Here is a 24,123-nt window from a genome sequence, read left to right on the forward strand (position 1 = left end):
CACAGGGTCATATAATCCAGTCTTTTCAGCTTACTCGGTTAACCGCGACCGGCCAAGAACCCTATGTGCGCAATGCAAAAAACCCGGCCAGAGGCCGGGTTTTGCAAGCACGTATCGCGACAAGGGTCAGAGTTGCGCCATGACCTCATCTGTCGCTTCGAAATTCGTGGTCACGCGCTGAACGTCATCGTCGTCTTCCAGCGCATCAACCAGCTTCATCAGCTTTTGCATATCTTCCAGACCAAGTTCGGTCGTCGTGGTGGGCTTCCAAACCAGCTTGGTGGACTCGGTTTCGCCCAAGGCGGCTTCAAGCGCGTTCGACACTTCGTTCAGGTCGGTATCGGCACACCAGATGATGTGACCCTCGTCCGAACTTTCGACATCTTCGGCACCGGCCTCGATCGCCGCCTCGAAAACAGTGTCCGCATCGCCGACTGTCGCCGGGTAAACGACTTCGCCCTTGCGTTCGAACATGAACCCGACCGAGCCGGTCTCACCCAGGTTCCCGCCATTCTTCGAAAAGGTCGAGCGCACGGTCGAAGCGGTGCGGTTGCGGTTGTCGGTCATCGTCTCGACGATCACGGCGACACCGTTCGGGCCGTAACCCTCGTACCGGATTTCTTCGTAGTCGTCGCCTTCACCCGCCACCGATTTCTTGATCGCCCGGTCGATCACGTCCTTCGGGACCGAGTTCGACTTGGCCTCTTTCACCGCCAGACGCAGGCGCGGGTTCTTGTCGGGATCAGGGTCGCCCATCTTGGCGGCAACGGTGATCTCTTTCGACAGCTTGGAAAACAGTTTGGACCGCGCGGCGTCCTGACGTCCCTTGCGGTGCTGGATATTGGCCCATTTGGAGTGGCCTGCCATGGTGCGTCCTCGTCATCATGTTTGCGTATTCGGCGCTCATATAGACGTTTGCGGGGCCAAGGATCAAGAGAGCGGCTTGCGACAGTCAATCTGGCCGGTATGGTGACCGCATGACGACAGACCAGATTATTCTTTTTTCCCTTTTCGCGATTGTCTTTGGAATGCTGCTTTGGGGGAAATTCCGATACGACCTCGTGGCCTTCACCGCACTTTTGATCGGCGTTGTACTTGGCGTGGTCCCCGTTGACGATGCATTTGCCGGGTTCGGTCACCCGGCGACGATCATTGTTGCGCTGGTGTTGGTTGTCTCAGCCGGGCTGGTCCGGTCGGGGGCCGTCTTTTTGATCACCCGCACACTGGTCGACGCGTCACGTGGGCTGGGCGCGCATATCGCGCTGATGGGCGGGATCGGCGCGGTTCTTTCGGCCTTCATGAACAACGTGGCAGCGTTGGCACTGTTGATGCCGGTCGACATCCAAACCGCGCGCAAAGCCGGACGAGCCGTCGGTTTGACGCTGATGCCGCTCAGCTTTGCGACAATCCTTGGGGGGATGGCCACGTTGATCGGCACGCCACCCAACATCATCATCGCCTCGATCCGGGCCGAAACTTTGGGCGAACCGTTCAGCATGTTCGATTTTGCGCCTGTCGGTGGATTAGCAGCCATTGCGGGGCTGGCATTTGTCGCACTGATCGGGTGGCGCCTGATCCCCAATCGCGGACCGCAGGAAGAGGCCTCGGACACCCTCGCCGAATATATCGCCGAACTGACGGTGTCAGAAGAGTCTCCTCAGATCGGCAAACGCGTAAGCGAACTATATGAGGCCGCTGAAAAATCTGATGTGGCCATCATCGGCCTGATCCGGGATGGCAAGCGGCGTTATGGCCGGTCGGCCCATGCAACGTTGAAACCGGGCGACGCGCTGGTTCTTGAGGCACGGCCAGAGGCACTGGATGAGTTCCGCACGGCTTTGAACCTCGATTTCTCGGACACACGTCGTCAGGAACTGTTGACGGCCGAGGGGGACGGCCTGGAAGTGGTCGAGGTTGTCGTGCCGCTGAACGCGCGCGCTACCGGACGCACTGCGCAAGGTCTTGGGCTGGCGTGGCGTCAAAGCACCGTTCTGATGGGTATCTCTCGTCAGGGTCGCCGCATCACCGAACAAGTTCGCAAGACCGAGATCGAGGCCGGCGATATCCTTCTGCTGCTCTGCCCGCGCGACCGCAGCGCCGACGTGACCGAGTGGCTTGGCTGCTTGCCTTTGGCCGAGCGCGGGCTGAACGTTACAGCCAATGACAAGGCATGGCTGGCGATTGGTCTGTTCGCCGCCGCAGTGCTGGCAGCCAGTGTCGGGCTGATTTACCTGCCCATCGCATTGGGTCTGGTCGTTGTGGGCTATGTACTGACCAAGATCATGCCAATCTCTGAAATTTACACCCACATTGAATGGCCCGTCGTGGTGCTGCTGGGGTCGATGATCCCATTGGGCAGCGCACTTGAGACGTCGGGCGGCACGGAATTGATTGCAAATGCGTTGATTCAATTGACAGATGGCTTGCCTGCATGGGCCATCCTGACCGTGCTGATGGTGGTCACCATGACCCTGTCTGACGTGCTGAACAACACCGCGACAGCCATTGTCGCGGCCCCGGTTGGCATACAGATGGCTCGAACGCTTGAGGTGTCACCGGACCCGTTCCTGATGACGGTAGCCGTTGCCGCCTCGGCCGCGTTCTTGACGCCCATCGGGCACAAGAACAACACGCTGGTCCTGGGCCCCGGAGGGTATCATTTTGGCGATTACTGGCGCATGGGGCTGCCCCTGGAAATCTTGATAATTGCCGTTTCCATCCCCGCAATCCTTGTCTTCTGGCCGCTGTGACGGATAAGAGCGCCATATGAAACGCTTTCTCATCCTGCAACTGCGCCCGGAAATCGATGCATCGGACGCCGAATATGCCTCGATTCTGGACAAGACCGGCCTTTCACCGGAACAGACCCATCGCATACGGCTGGATTGCGAAGAACTGCCTTCTGATCTGGATGTCACGGACTACGCCGGGGTAATCGTCGGTGGCGGGCCAGGATGCGTCAGTGACGATCCGGCCACCAAGTCCGATACCGACGCGCGGACCGAGGCTGCCATCATGGGACTCATGCCTCAGATCATTGCGCGGGATCATCCGTTCATGGGTTGTTGCTATGGGCTTGGCATTCTTGCCGCTCATCTGGGCGGCTCAGTCAGCAAAGAGCAGTACGGCGAACCTGTCGGCCCCTCAACCTGCCGTCTGACCGACGAAGGTGCCCAAGACCCACTAACTGCGGGCCTGGCCGACAGCTTCGATGCGTTCGTCGGTCACAAAGAGGCCGTTCAGGCCCTCCCGGACGGCTGCGTGCACCTGCTGGCCTCAGACCCCTGCCCGTTTCAGATGATCCGCTGGGGACAAAACGTTTATGCCACGCAGTTCCATCCCGAGGCAGACGCGGGCGATTTTGAACAGCGCATCAACATCTACAAGAACCACGGCTATTTCCCGCCCGAAGATGCCCAGCGCCTGATCGATATCTGTCATGCCGCGGATGTCACACAACCGGCAGAAATCCTGCGCAGATTTGCCGAACGTTACGGGTGACCTAACGGCGTTATTGCCTGACCTACAACCCCTCGCATAGGCTGGCCCGAACGGCTTTGGGAGGAGTTGTTCTTGGATCTTCTAATAAATGTCGGCCTGCCGATTTCGCTGGCCATTATCATGCTGTCTTTGGGCGTTGGCCTGGAGGTTGCCGATTTCCGCCGCGTCCTGAACCGGCGCTATCCATTCGCAATCGGCGCTGTGTGTCAGGTGGTGCTTTTGCCGGTCGTGGCCTTCATCACGGTCAAACTGTTTGCGTTGCCACCCGAGATCGCAGTCGGCTTCATGATACTCAGTTTTTGCCCCGGTGGTGTCACCAGCAACATTCTATCGAAATTGGCCAAGGGGGATGTCGCTCTTTCGGTCAGCCTGACTGCTGTTATCAGCCTGCTATCCATGGTCACCGTTCCTTTTCTCGCCGCTTGGTCGGTGAACCACTTCATGGGCGATGCTGCGCCAGAGGTTTCCATCGCGGGGCTGGCGATAGCGATGTTCCTGATCACCACGCTTCCAGTGGCCCTCGGCGTAACACTTCGCAGCTTTGCAACCGACTTTGCAAAGCGGATCGAACCCACGTTATCCAAGATTGCGACAGTTCTTTTTGTGCTGATCGTGGTGGCTGCGCTGGCCGGAAATTGGCAACTGTTTGTCGACAACCTCGGCGTGATGGGGGCCGGGTTGATCTCGTTGAATATAGCGCTGTTGCTGATTGGGTTGGGCCTGGCGCGTGTAGCTAAACTTTCGTGGCAAGAAAGTAAGACGGTTTCCATCGAAACCGGAATACAAAACTCGACACTTGGGATTACACTGGCCGCATTGATCACCGCAACGGAAAGCGGGTTCAGCCCGCTGGCCCTGCCCTCGGCCGTGTATGGAATTACGATGTATGTTGTGGCCCTGCCCTTCATCCTTTGGTTCCGCAGCCGCTGAAAGGATAAGTCATGACCAACAATACTGCCGATGCCATTGTCGTCGGGGCTGGACTGGCCGGGCTGGCCGCCGCCGCCGAGCTGGGCGATCGCGGAAAGAAAGTGATCGTGGTCGATCAGGAGCCCGAGCATTTTTTGGGAGGTCAGGCCTTTTGGAGCCTGGGTGGCCTGTTCATGGTCGACACACCTGAACAGCGGCGCATGGGTATCAAGGACAGCTATGATCTGGCCTTGCGCGACTGGATGGGCAGCGCGCAGTTCGACCGGGACGAGGACGCCTGGCCCCGCAAATGGGCCGAGTCTTATGTCGAGTTTGCAGCGGGCGAGATGCGCCCATGGCTGCACGACATGGGTCTGCGCTGGTTCCCTATTGTCGGCTGGGCGGAACGGGGTGGGTCCTATGCGGATGGTCACGGCAACTCGGTCCCTCGGTTCCACATAACATGGGGCACCGGACCTGGCGTCTTGGAACACTTCATCCGTCGCGTGCGCGAGCATGTCAAAAATGGGCTGATCGAATTGAAGTTCCGCCACCAAGTCAGCCACATCATCATGCAAAACGGCGCGGCCAAAGGCGTCTCGGGCGAAGTTCTGGCCGATGACACCGCCGCCCACGGCGCAAAGACCAACCGCGATGAGGTTGGCGAGTTCGAACTCTACGCCCCAGCGGTCCTCGTCACATCAGGCGGGATCGGCGGCAACTTTGAGATGGTGCGCAAGAATTGGCCGCGTGACCGTTTGGGCGAGCCGCCAAAGAACATGGTTGCGGGCGTTCCCTTCCACGTCGATGGCCGCATGATTGGCATCAGCGAAAAGGCCGGTGGGCATGTAATCAACAGCGACCGGATGTGGCACTACACCGAAGGCGTGCGGAACTGGGACCCGATTTGGCCTTCGCATGGTATCCGTATCCTGCCCGGGCCAAGCTCGATGTGGTTCGACGCGAAAGGCAATCGGTTGAAACCGCCCTGCCTGCCGGGGTTCGATACTTTGGGCACGTTGAAGGAAATCCTGAAAACCGGTCATGAATACAGCTGGTTTGTTCTGACCCAAAAAGTGATCAAGAAGGAATTTGCCCTGTCCGGGTCCGAACAGAACCCCGATATGACCAATGGCGGCTGGAAAGAGGTGCTGTTCCAGCGCATCCTGACCGGCTCAAAGGCCACTGCGCCGGTTGAAGCGTTCAAAGAACATGGCGAGGACTTCGTTGTTGCCAACACGCTGACCGAGCTTGTGAATGGTATGAACCACTTGGGCGGAGGTTTGATCGACGAGGCGCATCTGCGCGCGCAGATTGAGGCGCGGGATTCCCAGATCGACAACCCGTTTACCAAAGACGCGCAAATGGCAGCGATTCTGGCGGCGCGCAACTATCGCGGGGATCGATTGATCCGCACGGCAAAGCCGCACAAATTTCTGGAATCGGCCAACGGCCCACTGATCGCGGTAAAGCTGCACGTGCTGACGCGCAAGACGCTTGGCGGGTTGCAGACCAATCTGGACAGCCAGATGATCGGTGCAGACGGTCAGGTTGTTCCCGGTCTATTCGCCGCGGGCGAGGTCGCCGGCTTTGGCGGGGGTGGCTACCACGGATACAACGCCCTTGAAGGGTCCTTTTTGGGCGGCTGCATCTTCTCGGGGCGTAACGCTGGGCGGTCTAGGGCCGTCGCGTGACGGCCCACTAAGCCCTATCCCTCGCGGGCAAGCTGCACGAGCGGTTGTCCGTTGCTGTTCAAGAGCACCAGAGTGTCGCCCTGGAAAACGTACGCCGATACGCCCTGCAATGCTTTGAAGAACTGCCGCTCGACCTCATCCAATGGCGGCGGACAGGCCATCAGAGTAGCGGCCATGTTATCCGGGAACTCGATATTGGTTCCGGTGATTTTGGCCTGCCCGGAAAACCGATTGCACCCTCCGGTTCCGGAGAACGCCCCGTCCTGCGCGAAGGACAGTGCAGGGCGGCGTTCCGTCTCAATAGGCGCGCCGTTCAGGCCCATGGCCGTCCAATTGGTGTTTTCCAAAGTGGCGGCTCCGGGCGGTTGCACTTTGACCAAAATCAGATCCGTGGTGTTCCCCGCCCCGTTCGTCAGAACCGGATAGGCGGTGTCCGTCGTGTAAAGCAGCGTGTCGCCCTGAAAGATTGATCCGCGAACCACATAGCGCATCCCTTCCTGGATCAGCGCGTCATCATAGCTCAACTCAAACTGCGCAGGTACGCCGGTCAGCGCATAGCGTTTGGCCGACAAGGTGACCGATGGGACATCAGCGCGCGAGACGTCCTGCAACTGGACAAAAAGGGTCGCATCAGGCGGCACCGCGATACGTTCGCGATAGGTGGCCGTGCCTTCGATTGTACCTGCCAAGGCGGCGCCACCAAGTGTGGCGGCCATCGCCGCGGCCGCAAAAGCAGTGTATCCGGTCTTGAGCATCGCTGTGCTCCTTCCTTGCAAATTCATTTATTCAAAACATTGTGTGTAGCTTTGAATTTACAAGGACTTCTACAGAAAGCCAGCGGTTACGCGCCGGTTCTAAAGAGGCCAGATGAACGGTATCAGCAACGACGCCAGCAATCCAACCGTCAGATTCAAGGGCACGCCAACCCGCAGGAAATCAGTGAAACGGTAACCGCCAGGGCCGTACACCATCATGTTGGTCTGATACCCGATCGGCGTCGCGAATGAGGCCGAGGCTGCGACCATGACTGCGACGATCAACGGGCGCGGGTCAATCCCAACGGCTTGCGCCAGGCCGATGGCAATCGGCGTGACGACAACGGCCACCGCGTTGTTCGACACCAGTTCTGTCAGTACCGAAGTCAGCAGATAGACGGCCCAGATGATCAGGAACGGGGGCAGCATGCCCAAACTGGGGGCAATGGCCTCGACGATCAGGGAAACTGCCCCGGATTTGTCCAAGGCTGCACCTATGGCAAGCATGGAAAAGATCAGGGCCAACAGGCGGCCTTCAACAAAGGAAAACGCCTCATCCGCGTCAATGCAGCGGGTCATCAACACGACGGCCACTGCCAACACCGACAACAACAGGATCGGCGCAACGCCCAGCGCGGCCAGCACGACGATCCCGATCAGCGCACCGATTGCAATCGGCGCGTGGCTGCGACGGAACGCGCGGGCCGAAGGCTGGGTGACATCGACCATATCCATATCGGCGGCCAGTCTTTGAATATCCGCCGGAGAGCCTTCCAACAGCAGCGTGTCCCCGACGCGAACGACCAATTCGTCCAACTGCCGACCGATATTCTGGTTCCGCCGATGCACCGCCAGCACATAGACACCGTAACGCCGCCTCAGTCTCATCGCGCCCAACGTGCGGCCGACCATTCGGCACCCCGGAGTGATCAGGACCTCAACCGTCTTGGTCTCAACCGCCGAAACCTGGTCGACACGCTTGAGCTCTTTGTTCGTCTGCAAGCTCAGCAGTTCGGTCATCTCGGTTCGCAGCACGACACGGTCGCCAACCTTCAGCGAGACGCCCTTGAGGTTGCGCCGCAATGACTCATCGCCCCGAACCACATCGATCAGGCGAACACCGGGGCGCTTAAACAGTTGAACTCCGGTGACTTCGCGCCCGATCAAATTGCTGTCGGGCGGTATTACGGCCTCGGTAAAAAACTTCATCTTGGACCGGTCGCTGAGCATCGACGCCATACTGTCTCGCTCTGGTAGCAGACGCGGTGAGATAAAACGCAGGTAGAACATGCCGTATATCACCAAGGCGATGCCCAGGGGCGTAACCTCAAAGATCGTAAACGGCGTCATCCCCTGCGCACGGGCCACACCATCGACCAGAAGGTTGGTCGAGGTTCCGATCAGGGTCAGCGTACCGCCCATAATGGCCGCATAGCTCAGCGGGATCAGCAGCTTCGAGGCTGGCACATTCAGGGTGCGCGCGATCTGGACAAAGACCGGGATCATGACGACCACCACAGGCGTGTTTGAAACCACTGCTGAGGCAATAACGACGAAGGCCATCAGCGTCGCTATGGCGGCCTTGGGGTTCACCTGTGCCTGTTTCTGCGCGGTTGATGTGAAAGCGTCCAGCGCGCCCGTACGCACCAATGCCCCCATGATGATGAACATCGCCGCAATAGTCCAAGGGGCCGGATTGGATAGGACCGCCAACGCGCTTTGGTAGGGAAGGATGCCGGTCACCAGCATCACCGCGACCCCGCCAATTGCGACGACTTCGGTCGGATAGACCTCGCGCAGGAACATGATGAACATGCCCGCAACGACCAACAGCGCCAGTATCGCGCTTCCCATTTCTGTCAGTTGAAGGAATTGCATTCTTGGTATTCAGTCCGAACCCTGGCCTGGCTTACGCGCCCGTCAGGCAGTTTCACGCATTGCGCGCGGCAGAGCAAGCCTGACGTGGATTATTGCGGCCCGGCCTGCTGCAACCGTCCGCCAATGCGTACCATTTGAACAGATTTCGCCTGTCCATCGCGGTCATCGGTTTCAACGAACACGCCGCTCAGCGTGGCCTCACCATTGGCAGGGGTAAACCGAGCCTTGGGCATTCCGGTGATGAAACGGCGCATCGGCTCGACCTTGTCCATCCCTATGACCGAGTCATAGTCGCCGCACATCCCTGCATCTGACAGATACGCCGTGCCACCCGGCAGGATCTGCGCGTCCGCTGTCGGAACATGGGTATGCGTCCCAACCACAAGGCTGGCGCGCTTGTCGCAATAGTGACCCATAGCCATCTTCTCGGACGTGGCCTCGCAATGCATGTCGACGATGATCGCCTGTGCCTGCCCGCCACGTGGGTGCGATTTCAGGATCGGTTCGATAGCCGAGAACGGGTCATCAAAGGGGCGCTTCATGAAGACCTGACCCAGAACTTGCACCACCAGAACCTTGCGACCGCCCGGGGCGGTATACAGCCGGTGTCCCCTGCCCGGCGCACCTTTGGCAAAATTCACCGGGCGCACGATGCGGGGTTCTTTTTCGATGAACTGCAGCATGTCCTTCTGGTCAAACGCATGGTCGCCCAGTGTCAGGCAATCAGCCCCCGCATCCAGCAGCAGCTTGGCATGATCCCCGGTCAGGCCCATCCCGTTCGAGGCGTTCTCGCCATTGATCACGACGAAATCCAGCCGCCATTCATCGCGCAAACGCGGCAAATGCTGCTGTACAGCCGCACGTCCAGCGCGGCCCATGACATCACCCAGAAACAGTATTCTCATGTCTAACGTCCTAAGTGTGGTGTCCTCCAAGCACAAGTGGTTAAACTGCGGTCATAAACCGTGAAAACGCATTGGAAAGGAGACGTTAATGACCCGTTACATCACCCCAGTGGCCGCTCTGGCCCTCCTCGGTGCCTGCGATCAGGCCGATCAAGCTTCGGAGCAGCCTGTGGGGCTGGCCAATCCTGCTGCGACCTTCTGCATCGAGCAAGGCGGGAAGTACGAGATACAGGATGGTGAGAACGGCCAAGTCGGAATCTGCACCCTGCCGGACGGATCCAAGCAAGATGCGTGGGAGTATTTCCGCGCCGAAAACATGGGTTAGGCCTAGAAGGTCAGAACCCGACTTTCGGTAATGACCATGTCGAGGGGCTGATCGGTCGGCTCCAACGGCAGGCCTTCGGCCTCCTGCGCGTCAAAGGCAAAGCCGATGGCCAGTGTCGGGCGCTTGGCACGCAGCCTTTCCAGCGTGCGGTCATAGAATCCGCCGCCATATCCCAGCCTTCCGCCCTGCGCATCAAAAGCAACCAGCGGCACGATCAAAATCTCGGGGTCGAAATAGTCATCGACCTCGGGAACTTTGGCACCGAAGGGCCCGTCTTTCAGAGCCCCTTCGGGCGCCCAGCGCGAGAATTTCAACGGCTGCCCGGCGGCCTGGATGACGGGAACGCCGACCGCGCCATAAGCCGACGCTTCGGCCATCGCTGGTAGCGGATCAATCTCGGTCCGGATGGGCATGTAGCCCGAAAGCGATACGCCGCGATGACCAGCCAAAACTTCGGACAATCGCCCGGCGGCGCCCGGCATACGCGCATCGAAAGCAGCCTTGCGACGCGCGAACGCGGCCTTGCGCGCAGCGGCCTTGATTTCAGTCAGATCGGTCACAAAAGCACCACGCTGGCAAGCCCCAAGAAAATGAAGAAGCCCATGACATCCGTTGTGGTGGTCACAAACGTCCCCGATGCCAGTGCCGGGTCAACGCCCAGACGGTCCAGCAAGACAGGTACTACCGTACCTGCAAAGCCTGCGATGACCATATTCACGACCAAGGCCGACCCGATCACGACACCCAGCATCGGAGAGTCGAACCACATCATCCCAACAGTGCCCAACACAATGGCGAAACACAGACCGTTGAGCATGCCGACCAGCAATTCCCGCCTGATCACCCGCATGACGTTCGCGTTGGTCAGGTCGCGGGTTGCCAGGGCACGCACCGCAACTGTCAGCGACTGCGTCCCCGCATTGCCGCCCATGGACGCGACGATCGGCATCAGGATCGCCAGCGCAACCAGCTGATCAATCGCTGCTTCAAACTGTGAAATCACCAGCGAGGCGCAGATGGCCGTACACAGGTTCACCGCCAGCCACGGCAGGCGGCGTTTGCTGGTGGCCGCGACGCTGTCGGACAGCGAGCTTTCCTCACCCACACCCGCCAGGCGCAAGATGTCTTCTTCATGTTCTTCGTCCAGAACAACCATCGCGTCGTCGATGGTGATGACCCCGATCAAACGCCCATCGGCGTCGACAACAGGGGCCGAGATCAGGTGATACTGGTTGAAGGCATAGGCCACATCCTCTTCGTCCTGATCGACGGGGATGGTGTGGAATTCCTCTTCGGCGATATCGTGCAGCGACACGTCCCGCCGGGTCGCCATCAGCTTGCCCAGCGTCACCTGCGCCACAGGTTTCAACCGCGGATCTACCAGAACCACGTGATAGAACTGCTCGGGCAGATCGTCGTTGGCGCGCATGAAATCGATGGCCTGCCCCACGGTCCAGTGCTCGGGTGCCATGACAACCTCGCGCTGCATGAGACGGCCAGCCGAGTTCTCGGGATAGGACAGAGCCTGTTCCGCCGCGATCCGCTCGGAATCTTCCAGAACATCAAGGATTGCCTCTTGCTGCGGCTCTTCAAGGTCCTCCAACAGGTCGACAACATCGTCGCTTTCCATGTCTCGAACAGCATCGGCAAGAACGTCAGGGCGCAGGACACTGATGACCTCTTCCCGCACGGCCTCATCCAGTTCCGAAAGGATGTCGCCGTCGAATTCCTTGTCATACAACCGGATCAGGCGTCCGCGGTCATAGGGGTTGATCTGTTCAAGAAGGTCGGCGATGTCCGCAGGGTGCAGCGGCTCCATCAGTTCGATCAGCTTCTCGCGATCGTCCACATCCACCGCATAGAGGATCGCAGCCACAGTCCTGCGGTCCAGCGCATAGACGTCGTCTTCATGGCCAGCGTCGGTTACGGGTTCATCATAGCCTGTCGTCATGTCTGCCCCCGTTGGTTCGTGCATTGACCCCTAATTAGAAGAAGCAGCTACCGGAAAACAATGACAATGCGGCGATTTACCGGCAAGTTTCGCCGCCTTATGCTGTTTCCCAGTCCCATACAGGCGGAGAACATTGGAAATGGCGCAAAAAACGCTTCTGAAAGGGCGCGTCCTGAGTTTCAACGGATCACCTTTTGAAGGTGAACCGACCGAGGCCGTGACCATAAGCGAAGCGGTATTGATCGAGGGGGGCCGGATCGTTTCGGTCGCGGATGCAGACAGCCTGATCTCGGCACACCCTGATGCCGACATTTTGGACCATGGTCAGCACATCATCATGGCCGGGTTCGTAGATTCGCATGTGCACTACCCCCAGACCGCCATGATCGCCAGCTGGGGCAAGCGCCTGATCGACTGGCTGAACACCTATACCTTCCCCGAAGAAATGAAGTTCGGGAACCCCGCCTATGCCGCCGAGATCGCCAACCGCTATCTGGACCTGACTGCAGCGCACGGGACCACGACGATGTGCAGTTTCTGTACGATCCATCCCGAAAGCGTCGATGCCTTCTTTACCGCAGCGCAACAACGCGGGCAGCGCGTGGTGGCTGGCAAAACCTGTATGGATCGCAATGCACCTGACGGGCTCCGCGACACGCCGCAGACAGCCTATGACCAGTCGCAAGCATTGCTGGAGAAATGGCACGGCGTGGATCGGATTTCTTACGCCATCACGCCACGGTTTTCGCCAACTTCGACGCCAGAACAACTGGAGGCAATGGGTGCGCTTTGGGCCGAACACCCGCATTGCCTGATGCAAACGCACCTGAGCGAGCAGACGGATGAAATCGCCTGGGTCCGTGAGCTGTTCCCGGACGCGCGTGATTATCTGGACACCTATGAAAAGTTCGGCTTGCTGGGGTCACACGGCGTTTACGGCCATGTCATCCATCTGGAGTCGCGAGAACGCGATCGGCTGCGCGAGGTTGATGCCGCGCTTATACACTGCCCGACCTCGAACACCTTCATAGGATCAGGCCTGTTCGACATGGACGGTCTGATGCGCGACGGGCACCGGGTTGGTCTGGCGACGGATACCGGCGGCGGGTCGAGCTTTTCGATGCTGCACACCATGGCCTCGGCTTATGAAATCGGGCAGCTGCGTGGTGCGCCCCTGCACGCGGCGCAGCTGTTGTGGCTGGGCACCGTCGGTTCGGCGCGCTCTTTGCGGGTGGACGACTGCATCGGCAATGTGGCACCGGGGATGGAGGCTGATCTGGTCGTGTTGGACCTTGCCTCAACCCCCGCTATCGCTCAACGAGAAGCCTGCGCAGATGACCTGTGGGAGGCGATCTTTCCGACTATCATGATGGGGGATGATCGGGCGATAGCAGAGGTGTGGATCGGTGGCCGGAAGGTCAGCACATAAATCAAATGCGCCTGCGGCGCATGCCTCCGGCGGAGGTATTTTTGGCCAGATGAAGAGTGGATCCTGCTAAACCGCCAATGCACGCGCCAGACGGTTGTGCGTTTCTATGACACGCGGCAGGTCGATCGTTGTAAATTCTCCGGCCCGTACGATCTGACGGCCTTCCACAAACAGGTGCTTCACCTTCATCGGTCCGGCCAGCAGCAAGGCGGCCGGATCCCAGCTGCCTGCGCTTTCGATGCTGCGCGTATCCCAAATGGCGATATCGGCGCGTTTACCTGGCGCTAGGCGTCCGCAATCGGGTCGGTTCAGAACATCGGCACCGCCGCGTGTGGCGATCTCCAACGCCTCGCGCGAGGACATGGCGTCGGCCCCGTTGCTGACCCGTTGCAACAGCATGGCTTGACGCGCTTCGAGCATGAGACTGCCGTTGTCGTTGCTGGCCGAACCGTCAGCACCGAGGCCCACCGGAACACCCCTGTCACGCATGGAACGCACCGGCGCGATGCCGGACCCCAAGCGGCAATTGGAACAGGGACAATGGGCGACACCGGTTTGGGTTCTGGCGAACAGGTCGATTTCGGCCCCGTCCAGCTTGACGCAATGGGCATGCCATACGTCAGACCCGGTCCAGCCCAGATCCTCGGCATATTGGCCGGGTCGACATCCGAACTTGGCTTGCGAATAAGCAATATCCTCATCGTTTTCAGCCAGATGGGTGTGCAGCATCACGCCCTTGTCCCGCGCAAGTAGAGCCGTGTCGCGCATCAGATCGCGGCTGACCGAAAACGGCGAACAAGGCGCCAGCCCAACACGGCACATCGACCCTTCGGATGGGTCGTGAAACGCGTCAACCACGCGGATCATGTCGTCGAGGATTTCGGGTTCGACCTCGACCAGAGCATCCGGTGGCAACCCTCCGTCGCTTTCGCCAATGCTCATTGCGCCACGGGTCGGGTGGAACCGCAGGCCAATTTCCGCGGCAGCGGCGATGGTGTCGTCCAGCCGCGCGCCATTGGGATACAAGTATAGGTGGTCGGAACTGAGAGTGCATCCCGACAGGGCCAGCTCTGCCAAACCAATCTGAGCCGACACAAACATCTCTTCCGGACCAAAGCGCGACCAGATCGGATAAAGCGTCTGCAACCATCCAAACAACAGAGCATCCTGCCCGCCCGGAACGGCTCGGGTCAGGGTTTGGTACAGATGGTGATGGGTGTTCACCAACCCGGGGGTCACGACACAGCCCGAGGCATCTTGCACCTCTCCGGCAGTTTGCAAATCGTGGCCGATTTGCGCGATTTGTCCTTCGCGGATCAGAATATCCGCACCAGACAGTTCTTGGCGCGCATCATCCATCGTCAGAATGGTGTCCGCGTTTTTGATAAGGATTTCGGTCATTTCGCCCTCCTGCATCAGCCCGTTTCATGCAAGGAGTGCGTTGGCTGGCGGAAAACGGGCACAAGAACCAGCCGGACCGACCCTACCCGACCGGTCGAAACACGGCAACTGGATTTAGAAGTTGCGCAGAACCTCAAGGGCGGCTGCGTGCAGTTCGGGATTGGCCGCTGCCAAAGCGCGACCGCCATTGTGAGCCGGACCGCCCTGCCAATCGGTGACGACCCCGCCTGCGGCTTCGATCACCGCGATGGGGGCTTGGATGTCATAGGCATTCAGACCGGACTCGATGACCAGATCAACCTGCCCCGAAGCCACAAGCGCGTAGGCATAGCAGTCCATGCCGTAGCGGGTCAGTTTCGCCTGACCGGCCACTGCCTCGAACCCGGCGCGGTCTTCGGGGGTACCGACCTCGGGGAATGTTGTGAAGACGATGGCCTGATCTAACGCAGTGGTTTGGCGCGTTTTCATCCGGGCCTTGCCAGCAGGCCCAGTGACCTGTGCAATGTCGGCCGAGCCGACAAACCGTTCACCGATATAGGGCTGATCGATCACCCCCATGATCGGACCGTCGGCTGTGCTCAACGCGATCAGAACGCCCCAGGTCGGAGTCCCACTGATAAAGCCGCGTGTCCCGTCAATCGGGTCGAGAACCCAAGTGCGACCGCTGGAGCCTTCGACATGGCCGAATTCTTCACCAAAGATACCGTCTTCGGGGCGATAGCGCGCCAGAACCTCGCGCATTGCCTTTTCGCCGTCGCGATCGGCAACCGTCACGGGATCAAACCCGTCGTCCAGTTTGTTAGATGTCTGAAGATCGGTTTGTCGGAAAAACGGAAGAATGGCCTCGCGCGCGGCGTCGGCCATTTCTTCGGCTACTTCCAGATCGGTCAAAGAGGTCATTTGCATGCGATAGCCGTGAGGCGCGCGCAGTGCAGAGTCAACCCGCTAAATCAAGCGACGTCGCTGAGAACCCGCGCAAGTTCAAACAGACGGCGGCGCTGGTTTTCGGGAATCGCATAGTAGGACCGCACGAGGTCCAGCGCTTCTTTGTCCCCCATCAGATCGGCAGGAACCGACTTTTTGCCGCTTGTCTCTTTTTCGGCCTCTTCCAGACCTTCGAAGAAAAAGCTGACGGGAACGTCCAATGCCTCGGCGATATCCCACAGGCGCGACGCGCTGATCCGGTTGGCCCCAGTTTCATACTTTTGAATTTGTTGAAACTTTATACCAACTTGCTGCGCCAACTGCTGTTGGGTCATGCCAATCAGCCAGCGGCGATGCCGGACGCGTTTGCCCACATGGACATCGACGTGATGGGTCATTGGTATTCTCCTTTCCTACACACAACTACAGGGGGGACGCGCATGATTTTTCAACGCAACATTAGCGAGTCGCACTTAACCACTCCCTAATTTGGAACATACCCCCGAAACAGCACCATAGCGCAATATTGCGTCATTTGGGTATTTTTTCAAGAAGGTTGAATCAGTTCGCGCTGACAAATGTTTAGGGTTGTGTTGTTTTCGCGCGGCGTTCCTTCATCACCCGGCGTCGGTCGCACCCCATTCCGGGTAAACGATTGACAATCTGTCACCGAAGCGAATCTATGCCCGCAAAAGAACGGAGCGCGATCATGCAGGCATTCACGATTCCATCCCAAGGAGCCGCTGCCCAACTGGCTGAGATTGATCTTCCCGAACCCCGTGCGGGGCAGGTTCGCGTGTCGATCAAAGCCTGCGGCCTGAATTTCGCCGATCTGTTGATGCAGAAAGGCACGTATCAGGACACGCCGGCCGCTCCGTTTACTCTTGGCCTAGAAGTTGCCGGAGTTGTCGACAAACTGGGGGACGGCGTCACGGAACTGCGTGTCGGCGATCGAGTGGCAATATACTCCGGTCAGGGTGGGCTGGCCGAGTTTGGTGTCTTTGACGCCGACCGGGCAATCCTCCTGCCCGATGCGATCAGCTTTGAAGACGCTGCCGCCGTTCAGATCGCTTATGGCACCAGTCATATCGCGCTGGATCATCGCGCGCATCTGCAGCCGGGTGAAACCCTGCTGGTCACCGGAGCGGCGGGTGGTGTCGGCTTGACCGCTGTTGAGATCGGTAAACTCATGGGCGCAACGGTGATCGCCCATGCACGCGGCCCTGAAAAGCTGGAAGTCGCGCGCGCTGCCGGCGCGGATCACCTGATCGACGCCTCAGAAGACCTGCGCGCACGCGTCAAAGAACTGGGCGGCGCGGATGTCGTCTATGATGCGATTGGCGGCGATGTATTCAAAGCAGCCTTCCGTGCCACAAACCCCGAAGGCCGCCTGTTGCCCATCGGGTTTGCAGGCGGGGATGTGCCGCAGATCCCGGCCAACCATCTGCTGGTCAAGAACCTGACCGTCATTGGTTTTTACATCGGCGGGTACCTGAAGTTCCGCCCTCAGATCGTACAGGACAGCTTTGAGACGCTATTTGGCTGGCTCGCCGAGGGACGGATCAAGCCGCATATCAGCCACGTACTGCCTTTGACCGAGGCCGAGAAAGGCATGCAGTTGCTGCGCGACCGAATTGCCACCGGCAAAGTGGTAGTCACGCCCTGGGCAGCCGTTACCCCACAACCGCCTTGAGAGGCGCGCTGCCCACCATCCGAAAATTCTGACGCACCAGATCGGCCAGCGCCTCGACCACTGCTCCACGACCGGCTTCTCCCCCGTAGAGGTTGATCACGTGCGCGGGCAGTTCGGGCAAAGCTCCAGCCGCATCGATCTGCTCAAGATGCGCCGCCTCGGTCCCATCCAACATTGCGTGAACGGCAAGATCAGCGCTGACGGTGGCTTCGATGGTGCGGTCGTTCTCGGTTTCGACCGACAGTTCCCACGGGATGCCCGCTGCGTCGAGCGCCGAAATCATCTGAGGCCGGAAAACGCACCGACGGCCGACCGCCAGAGGAATAGGGCGCTTGCGCCACGCAGACCCACCCGGAGCCCCAATCCACCGCAGCGGCAACTCGGCCACTGTTTCAGACCCGTCCACTGCTGAGGCTTCGGTCGTCAGGATCAGATCGCATTCGCCACGACTGAACATCTCTTTCAGCTGTAGCGAATAGGACGAAACCAATTGCACCCGAACGCGCGGGAATTCTGCGTTGAACCGCTGCAATACGCGTGGGATTGCCGGGTACACAATGTCATGCGGGACGCCCAACACCACCTCGCCCTCATAGGCTTGGTCGGTCAGCTTGGAAATCACCTCGTCATTCAGCGCGATCATGCGGCGGGCATAGGCCAGCAACTGTTCGCCAGATGCGGTCAGCGCGATGGTCCGCCCGCTGCGGTCCAACAGCTCAAGCCCCAGCAGCTCTTCGAGGCGCTTTAATTGCATCGACACCGCAGATTGCGTCAGGTGCAAAAATCCGGCGGCCCGCGTCACGCCCCCTTGATCCGCAACTGCGATGAAAGAACGGAGCGTTGTGATGTCGAGGTTTCGCATGTTCACGGATCCTTATGCATCAGTTCAAAAATATTCATTTTCCAAATGTGTCATACTGCGCCATATAAATCAAGGAAGTTGATGATAGATCAACAAACCATCGCAAATCAGAGAAAGGACAATAAATATGACCCAAATTGCACTCAAACACGCCTGCCCCCCCAATCGGCGGTTTTCGTTGCCTATGATTCGCGATGCCTTGTCCCTGCACCGTCAGCGCAAAACACTTGCACGACTGGACGCACGCGCCCTGGAGGACATCGGAGTCACCCGTGAACAAGCTCAGGCCGAAGCCGCCCGATACGTGTGGGATGCGCCGGAATTCTGGCAAAAGTAACTCTGGCATACATCTTTTCTCAGAGAATGGCGGCGCGATCCATCGAGCCGCCATTTTTGTTGCGTCTTTTAGCCAGTTTCCGGCGTTAAACCCTTGAAACGCGGCCCGCACTTGCCGATATTTGCGGGGAATGTGGCTCGTATCGAGACCACGACAAGAACTATGCGAAGGGAGACCCTTAATGGCACAATTTGACACGATCCGGACGGCGACCGGTGCGCGCGCTGCCCAGATTGACGAGGGCCTACGCGCCCACATGAACAAAGTCTACGGCACGATGTCCGTGGGCATGCTGATCACGTTTGCAGCGGCCTGGGCGATCTCGGGCCTGGCAACGACCACCGATCCTTCGGCCGCAGCGGCCCAGATCAGCGAAAGCAAATACCTGACGTCGTTTGGCTACACGCTGTTCGCATCGCCTTTGAAATGGGTGATCATGTTCGCGCCACTGGCCTTTGTGTTTGGCTTCAGCGCCGGCATCAATCGCCTGTCCGCAGCTGGCGCACAGACCGTGTTCTACCTGTTCGCAGCCGTAATGGGTGTTTCGATCAGCTGGATCTTCCTGGTCTTCACCGGCCAGTCGATCATTCAGGTCTTCTTGATCACAGCGATCGCCTTTGCGGGCCTCTCGTTGTACGGATACACGACCAAAAAGGACTTGTCCGCAATGGGCACGTTCCTGATCATGGGTGTGATCGGCCTGATCGTAGCTTCGATCGTCAACATCTTCCTGGCATCTTCGGCCGTGGCGTTTGCGATTTCGGTTATCGGTGTTCTGATCTTTGCCGGTCTGACCGCATATGACACTCAGAACATCAAAACCACCTACCTGCAGATGGCACATTCCGGCGATCAGGAATGGCTGGGTAAAGCCGCCATCATGGGCGCGCTGAGCCTGTACCTGGACTTCATCAATATGTTCATGTTCCTGCTGCAGCTGTTCGGCAACCGCGAATAAGCGGAAGCAAATTTTGAAACAGAAGGCGGGCCACTACGGTCCGCCTTTTTTAATGCCCGCTCGCCGGCAGCGTTCGCTCAGTAATCCACTTGACGCGCACAAACCCCATTGCATCGCAAAGAAAAAGGCCCCTACCCTGTGGGCAGAGGCCTTACGTGAAATACCTGATCAGTGGATCAGCTGCAGTTCAGAGCCACTGCAAAGCCAGAACTACGCGAGGACGAGCCCTTGCGATAAACCTGTCCCGCAGGAAGGCATCCGGTGAACTGTTCGGCGTTCTGACCGAACGCAGCACCGATCCCATTGTCGACACGAGTGCTGTTGTTCTCGGTCCGCAACACACCGAAAAGCGTGCCGTTCACGTTAACGGTGCTCAGGTACATGTTCATGTCCGAACCGGTGAGGACAACCGAGTTGGCATCGCTACGACCACCATTGTCGATAGCAACCCGGGCGACCTTCTCGGGCTCGGTCTGATCTGTAGAGACTGCCACAGCCGGCAGCACAGCAAGTTCCGCCGGTACATTTGTGGCAGTAGGAAGGAACGCGACCGCGCCCGGAACATCCGAGAAGGTTCGCGGTTCACCATCGATTCCAGTGAAACCAACACCCGAACGGTTTAGCGGGTCTTCACAAGCCGCCAGAGCGAATACGGCAATTGTGGATAACAAGATTTTTTTCATGGCGACCAACATTTTGGGACGATTTGCTGAAGCGTATTGCCAAGGCGTTCCAAAAAGCAACCCAGCGCCAGACCGAATAATCCCTACGCTGATGCGTCGCTGCAACGGACCAGTTCGGCAAACACCGACATCCACGCAAAGAAAAAGGGCTCCGCGCTTGCGGAACCCTTTTCTATTCTGTCCAAGCTGGACGGCAGATTACTTGATCTTGCCTTCCTTGTACTCGACATGCTTCCGAACAACCGGGTCGTATTTACGAACGGTCATTTTCTCGGTCATGGTGCGCGCGTTTTTCTTGGTCACGTAGAAGTGGCCCGTGCCCGCGGTCGAGTTCAGACGGATCTTGATTGTCGTCGGCTTCGCCATGGTTATCTCCTGCGTCCGAAAAGGCAGGGGCCTTTCGGTTGAATTCCTATGAGCGTGCGCTTTTACGCCTTGCACCGCTCGTGTCAAGGGCAATTGGGCACATGAGCGGCGATATCGGGTAAGCGTCAGGTCGAAAGCGTCGGAGCCCCCATATACGCGTGAATTTGGTCGCGTTCAGCGTCGGATAAGCCCAGCGCAGTCGCCAGTTGTCCCAGGTAGGACGCCTCGCGCGCGTTATCCAGACGAATCGCCGCCAGTGACGTGGCATAGACCTGCGTCTTGAGCGGCGCAGCAGAGTCAGCCGCCAGCCCAATCACATCGATCGGGGCGTTCAGCTGATCCTGAACAAAAGCGCGTTCTTCGTCACTGATATCGTCGCCCAGCTCACCCAGAATGGTTTCCTTTTCGTGCTCGTCCAATTCTCCGTCCGCTTTTGCGGCCTGGATCATCGCGCGCAGCATCAGCTTGGCCTGCTCCTCCATCGCGGCGCCTCCGGGCGTGCCTTTGAACACCGTCTCCATCATGTCCACAGTGTTCTGACTGCCGGTTTTTGCGGCCCCCTGCATGGCATTCATCAACCCGCCAAGACCAGCCGCTCCTGCCGGGTTCGCCATACCAAGCTTTCCAATCATCTCTTGCAGTCCAGCGGCACCACCGGGCATCCCGAACTGTTCCGCCATCTTGCCCAGCTGATCCATACCAAAGCCGCCCCCGGCCCCTTGCATCATGTCCTGCAGCCCGGCCATACCGCCCATTTGCTTGTACTTCTCAATGCCTTTTGCTGCAGCAAATCCGACCGCAACCGAAGCCAGTGCTTTCATGAAGCTCATAACAATCCTCCCAAATTTCAAAATGCGTGTTCGTAGTTTAGCAGATTTCGGTGAAGCAAGTTATCTGCTGAGATGGCAGATGCCCGTGACGCTAGCGTGAAAACAGGCAGCTGCGGTCTGGTTTTGAGATTTGAGCACCTAACAGGCGTAATCTCGCACAAACATGAACCTAATTTGTCAGAAATTCGAATTTGTGATAGTTAGCGCGCTATCAACAATCTCAAGAAGCCAATTTCCGGCTCATCCTTCGAGGCACAATAAACAGGCCAGCGACCGCGTCAGCAGCGTTTGCATGATTTATAGTGTTAAGGGGGCATCATGACTGAGTGGACCATTAAGGGCGAAGAATTGGCCAATTGTAACTGCAACTTCGGTTGCCCCTGCCAGTTCAGCGTTCTTCCGACCCATGGAAATTGCGAAGCTGTCGTCGTGTTCGACATCCAGAGCGGACACTACGGCGACACCGATCTGGCAGGCGTAAAGGCAGCGGGAGTTTACTACTGGCCAGGCCCTATTCACGAAGGCAACGGTCAGATGCAGCTGGTCATTGATGAAAGCGCCAGCGCGGATCAGCGCGCGGCACTGCAGGCCATTATGACCGGTGAAGACACCGATGAAATGGCGACGATGTGGTACGTCTACAGCGCGATGGCCCCGACCAAACACGAAACCCTCTACGTTCCGATCGAGTTGAACTGGGACCGTGACGAACGCACAGGTTTCGCGAAGGTAAAGGGCATCTTCGATGTCGAGGTCAGCCCGATCCCGCACATCGTCTCGGGCGCGGCACACCGGGCGTCGATCCAGCTTCCGAACGGGTTCGAGTATCGCCACGCCGAGGCGGCCTCGGGAACTGCCAAAACCCATGGCGGGGAAATCAGCCTGACCTTTGATGCGACCCATGCCCATTTGGCTCATCTGAATATCTCGGGCCACGGTGTCCTGGGCGCCTGACCCGGGGCGCATCATGACCTCCCACCCCACCCCGCCCCGCTCTGGGGCGGTCGAGCGGTTGATGCGGCATGACCGGGCCATCGTTCTGGCCGGCGTTTCGCTGATCATTCTGGTTTCGGCCTGGTACACAATCGCCGGGATCGGAATGAACATGACCGCCGCCGAAATGACCCGGATGGCCGGTCCTATCGGTGAGCCCATGCAGATGGGCTCAGCCCCTCAATGGGATTTGCAATACGCCACTCTGATCTTCCTGATGTGGTGGGTCATGATGATCGCAATGATGACCCCCAGCGCCGCCCCTGCTGTTTTGCTGTACACGGCGATAAAACGGGCGGGACCAGAGCAGGCCAAGGCCGCGCGCTTTAGCTTTTTGTTTCTGGCCGGGTATCTTGTCGCCTGGGCGGTGTTCAGCCTGATTGCGACGGGGATGCAATGGGGGCTTGAAAGCATCGGGCTGTCCGACGGACCGATGATGACCATCCGGTCCAAGACCTTCGCCGGATGCATTCTGATCCTCGCCGGGGCCTACCAGCTGTCCGACCTAAAGACAGCTTGTTTGCGGCATTGCCAAAGCCCGGCTCGGTTCATCGCAGATCACCATAAGCCGGGGGCTTACGGAGCCCTCAGGACCGGCGCTCTGCATGGGGTTTACTGCCTCGGCTGTTGCTGGGCGTTGATGGCGCTGCTGTTTGTCGGCGGGATCATGAACCTCTACTGGATCGCTGGCCTCGCCATTTATGTGGCCTTGGAAAAGCTGCTGCCCAACGCGCGCTGGCTGCCTGTGGCGACCGGATTGGCGCTGATCGCGGTGGGCCTTTGGGTCGTACTGGACGCCGTGCTTCACATTTTCTGAAAAACGATTTCAGGCCGTGGGACCCGGCCAATTTCAGGGTTCTAAAACATCGATCTAAGGAGGAGTGTTATGCCCATTTTCATCACCTACGCGTCTTATTCGCAGGACGGCGTCAAAGGCATGCTAAAAAAGCCTGCAGACCGCACTGCACCGGTCCGCGCGCTGCTGAAAAAGGTCGGCGGCAAGCTGATAGCTTTTTATATGACGACCGGCGACAATGATGTGGTGGTCATCAGTGAGGTTCCCGACGGAACCGATGCCGTTGCCGTTGGAATGGCTGTTGCGGCCTCGGGTGCTGTGTCAAACATCCAGACCGTGCGCGCCTGGAAGGCGAAGGACTTTGCCGCCATCACGAAGAAAGCGGCAAAACTGGCCGGGACTTACACGCCGCCCGGGAAATGATCTGAGGTATGCGCGGAGGGCCTGTAAGCCGGATCTTGTTCCAGGGTTACCCCCTTCGATGACCATTCCTCTAGGCCGTGCATTGCTGCGCGGCTCAAGCTGCCAACCCGGTCCCTCTCGGCCAAGACGCGCTTAGCGGTGGTATCGGCGGACGCCGACCATCCCGCGCGGGGACCCTATTTGGCATTGCTCCCGGTGGGGCTTGCCGTGCCGCCACTGTTGCCAGCGGCGCGGTGGGCTCTTACCCCACCGTTTCACCCTTACCCTCGACCGAAGTCTTGGGCGGTCTGATTTCTGTGGCGCTTTCCGTCGGGTTTCCCCGCCCGGGCGTTACCCGGCACCGTTGTCTTGTGGAGTCCGGACTTTCCTCTCGGGTCTTGCGACCCCAGCGGCCATCCGGCCCTCCGCGCGAAGGTCGGGGTATGCGTTGTGCCGGGCGGCGTCAAGGGTGGAGGGGGTACAAAGGGGCCAGCCCCTTCTTGGCCTGCGGCCAATTCAACCCCGAGGTAT

At 58.8% G+C, this 24,123-nt stretch carries 25 protein-coding genes and 1 other RNA gene; 12 read left to right on the plus strand and 14 right to left on the minus strand.

Translation table 11 applies throughout. The features are described from left to right. Positions 1-126 precede the first annotated feature (126 nt). Entirely contained in the window at positions 127-867 is a 741-nt protein-coding gene (locus GOV53_RS10695) for a YebC/PmpR family DNA-binding transcriptional regulator (RefSeq protein ID WP_170422863.1), read from the minus strand. 110 nt (positions 868-977) lie between these two features. On the opposite strand from GOV53_RS10695, the gene GOV53_RS10700 reads away from it, so the two are divergent. The 4 genes from GOV53_RS10700 (at position 978) to GOV53_RS10715 (ending at position 6,104) form a co-directional block, all read left to right on the plus strand. Then, the gene (locus tag GOV53_RS10700) at positions 978-2,750 is read left to right on the plus strand and encodes an SLC13 family permease (RefSeq protein WP_170466415.1); all 1,773 of its coding nucleotides are present in this window, start codon (positions 978-980) and stop codon (positions 2,748-2,750) included. A gap of 16 nt (positions 2,751-2,766) precedes the next feature. After that, the gene (locus GOV53_RS10705; protein WP_170466418.1) at positions 2,767-3,501 is read left to right on the plus strand and encodes a glutamine amidotransferase; all 735 of its coding nucleotides are present in this window, start codon (positions 2,767-2,769) and stop codon (positions 3,499-3,501) included. 72 nt (positions 3,502-3,573) lie between these two features. After that, positions 3,574-4,431: a bile acid:sodium symporter family protein gene (locus GOV53_RS10710; RefSeq protein WP_170466420.1), complete on the plus strand. Its 858-nt coding sequence runs from the start codon at positions 3,574-3,576 to the stop codon at positions 4,429-4,431. A gap of 11 nt (positions 4,432-4,442) precedes the next feature. Continuing rightward, a complete protein-coding gene (locus GOV53_RS10715) occupies positions 4,443-6,104 on the plus strand; it encodes an FAD-binding dehydrogenase (RefSeq protein WP_170466423.1) in 1,662 nt (553 codons plus the stop codon). A 14-nt stretch (positions 6,105-6,118) separates the two neighbouring features. Here the strand turns inward: GOV53_RS10715 and GOV53_RS10720 are convergent, their stop codons facing one another. The 3 genes from GOV53_RS10720 to GOV53_RS10730 all read right to left on the minus strand — a co-directional run bounded on the left by GOV53_RS10720 (position 6,119) and on the right by GOV53_RS10730 (position 9,642). Then, positions 6,119-6,859 (minus strand): YbaY family lipoprotein, encoded by a 741-nt coding sequence (locus tag GOV53_RS10720; RefSeq protein ID WP_170466426.1) that lies wholly within the window; start codon positions 6,857-6,859, stop codon positions 6,119-6,121. A 99-nt stretch (positions 6,860-6,958) separates the two neighbouring features. Further along, positions 6,959-8,737, minus strand: coding sequence for an SLC13 family permease (locus GOV53_RS10725; RefSeq protein WP_170466430.1), 1,779 nt, complete (start codon positions 8,735-8,737; stop codon positions 6,959-6,961). Between the two features lie 89 nt (positions 8,738-8,826). Further along, the gene (locus GOV53_RS10730; protein ID WP_170466433.1) at positions 8,827-9,642 is read right to left on the minus strand and encodes a TIGR00282 family metallophosphoesterase; all 816 of its coding nucleotides are present in this window, start codon (positions 9,640-9,642) and stop codon (positions 8,827-8,829) included. Between the two features lie 88 nt (positions 9,643-9,730). On the opposite strand from GOV53_RS10730, the gene GOV53_RS10735 reads away from it, so the two are divergent. After that, complete coding sequence (locus tag GOV53_RS10735; RefSeq protein WP_170422880.1) at positions 9,731-9,967, plus strand: putative hemolysin; 237 nt, start codon at positions 9,731-9,733, stop codon at positions 9,965-9,967. A gap of 2 nt (positions 9,968-9,969) precedes the next feature. Here GOV53_RS10735 and GOV53_RS10740 read toward each other — a convergent pair whose 3' ends face one another. Together GOV53_RS10740 and mgtE are read right to left on the minus strand one after the other, a co-directional pair. Continuing rightward, entirely contained in the window at positions 9,970-10,527 is a 558-nt protein-coding gene (locus GOV53_RS10740) for a 5-formyltetrahydrofolate cyclo-ligase (protein ID WP_170466436.1), read from the minus strand. Further along, entirely contained in the window at positions 10,524-11,918 is a 1,395-nt protein-coding gene (gene mgtE, locus GOV53_RS10745) for a magnesium transporter (RefSeq protein ID WP_170466439.1), read from the minus strand. The genes GOV53_RS10740 and mgtE overlap by 4 nt, the downstream gene beginning before the upstream one ends. Positions 11,919-12,057: 139 nt before the next feature. Here mgtE and guaD point away from each other — a divergent pair, with 139 nt between their 5' ends. Continuing rightward, a complete protein-coding gene (gene guaD, locus GOV53_RS10750) occupies positions 12,058-13,347 on the plus strand; it encodes a guanine deaminase (protein WP_170466442.1) in 1,290 nt (429 codons plus the stop codon). Positions 13,348-13,413: 66 nt separating this feature from the next. Here the strand turns inward: guaD and GOV53_RS10755 are convergent, their stop codons facing one another. From GOV53_RS10755 to GOV53_RS10765, 3 genes are all read right to left on the minus strand, one after another. Beyond that, positions 13,414-14,748, minus strand: coding sequence for an 8-oxoguanine deaminase (locus tag GOV53_RS10755; protein WP_170466445.1), 1,335 nt, complete (start codon positions 14,746-14,748; stop codon positions 13,414-13,416). Between the two features lie 114 nt (positions 14,749-14,862). Next, the gene (hisN, locus tag GOV53_RS10760) at positions 14,863-15,654 is read right to left on the minus strand and encodes a histidinol-phosphatase (RefSeq protein ID WP_170466448.1); all 792 of its coding nucleotides are present in this window, start codon (positions 15,652-15,654) and stop codon (positions 14,863-14,865) included. A 44-nt stretch (positions 15,655-15,698) separates the two neighbouring features. Further along, a complete protein-coding gene (locus GOV53_RS10765; protein ID WP_058275630.1) occupies positions 15,699-16,070 on the minus strand; it encodes a helix-turn-helix domain-containing protein in 372 nt (123 codons plus the stop codon). 311 nt (positions 16,071-16,381) lie between these two features. Between GOV53_RS10765 and GOV53_RS10770 the strand changes: the two genes are divergently transcribed. Beyond that, the gene (locus GOV53_RS10770) at positions 16,382-17,365 is read left to right on the plus strand and encodes an NADPH:quinone oxidoreductase family protein (RefSeq protein WP_170466451.1); all 984 of its coding nucleotides are present in this window, start codon (positions 16,382-16,384) and stop codon (positions 17,363-17,365) included. Here GOV53_RS10770 and GOV53_RS10775 read toward each other — a convergent pair. After that, positions 17,346-18,227, minus strand: a complete 882-nt coding sequence (locus GOV53_RS10775) for a LysR family transcriptional regulator (protein WP_170466454.1) — start codon at positions 18,225-18,227, stop codon at positions 17,346-17,348. The two genes, GOV53_RS10770 and GOV53_RS10775, sit on opposite strands and share 20 nt — an antisense overlap. Before the next feature lie 127 nt (positions 18,228-18,354). Between GOV53_RS10775 and GOV53_RS10780 the strand changes: the two genes are divergently transcribed. Both GOV53_RS10780 and GOV53_RS10785 read left to right on the plus strand, forming a co-directional pair. Next, positions 18,355-18,564, plus strand: coding sequence for a DUF1127 domain-containing protein (locus GOV53_RS10780; protein WP_170466456.1), 210 nt, complete (start codon positions 18,355-18,357; stop codon positions 18,562-18,564). A gap of 181 nt (positions 18,565-18,745) precedes the next feature. Further along, positions 18,746-19,522: a Bax inhibitor-1/YccA family protein gene (locus tag GOV53_RS10785; RefSeq protein WP_170422898.1), complete on the plus strand. Its 777-nt coding sequence runs from the start codon at positions 18,746-18,748 to the stop codon at positions 19,520-19,522. A 176-nt stretch (positions 19,523-19,698) separates the two neighbouring features. Here the strand turns inward: GOV53_RS10785 and GOV53_RS10790 are convergent, their stop codons facing one another. From GOV53_RS10790 to GOV53_RS10800, 3 genes are all read right to left on the minus strand, one after another. Further along, on the minus strand, positions 19,699-20,205 hold the full coding sequence (locus tag GOV53_RS10790) for a hypothetical protein (protein WP_170466461.1): 507 nt from the start codon (positions 20,203-20,205) through the stop codon (positions 19,699-19,701). 198 nt (positions 20,206-20,403) lie between these two features. Beyond that, positions 20,404-20,571: a 50S ribosomal protein L33 gene (gene rpmG / locus GOV53_RS10795; protein ID WP_007799108.1), complete on the minus strand. Its 168-nt coding sequence runs from the start codon at positions 20,569-20,571 to the stop codon at positions 20,404-20,406. A gap of 125 nt (positions 20,572-20,696) precedes the next feature. Beyond that, a complete protein-coding gene (locus GOV53_RS10800) occupies positions 20,697-21,401 on the minus strand; it encodes a DUF533 domain-containing protein (RefSeq protein ID WP_170466464.1) in 705 nt (234 codons plus the stop codon). Positions 21,402-21,719: 318 nt separating this feature from the next. Between GOV53_RS10800 and GOV53_RS10805 the strand changes: the two genes are divergently transcribed. From GOV53_RS10805 to GOV53_RS10815, 3 genes are all read left to right on the plus strand, one after another. Continuing rightward, positions 21,720-22,355, plus strand: a complete 636-nt coding sequence (locus tag GOV53_RS10805; protein ID WP_170422904.1) for a DUF1326 domain-containing protein — start codon at positions 21,720-21,722, stop codon at positions 22,353-22,355. A 13-nt stretch (positions 22,356-22,368) separates the two neighbouring features. Beyond that, the gene (locus GOV53_RS10810) at positions 22,369-23,211 is read left to right on the plus strand and encodes a DUF2182 domain-containing protein (RefSeq protein ID WP_170466467.1); all 843 of its coding nucleotides are present in this window, start codon (positions 22,369-22,371) and stop codon (positions 23,209-23,211) included. 69 nt (positions 23,212-23,280) lie between these two features. Then, complete coding sequence (locus GOV53_RS10815) at positions 23,281-23,613, plus strand: GYD domain-containing protein (protein ID WP_170422908.1); 333 nt, start codon at positions 23,281-23,283, stop codon at positions 23,611-23,613. An 8-nt stretch (positions 23,614-23,621) separates the two neighbouring features. Here the strand turns inward: GOV53_RS10815 and rnpB are convergent. Beyond that, positions 23,622-24,021, minus strand: an RNA gene (gene rnpB / locus GOV53_RS10820) — RNase P RNA component class A. Positions 24,022-24,123: the final 102 nt, after the last annotated feature.

Origin of the sequence: Ruegeria arenilitoris, assembly GCF_013035315.1 — a bacterium.
Classification (GTDB): Bacteria; Pseudomonadota; Alphaproteobacteria; order Rhodobacterales; family Rhodobacteraceae; genus Ruegeria; species Ruegeria arenilitoris_D.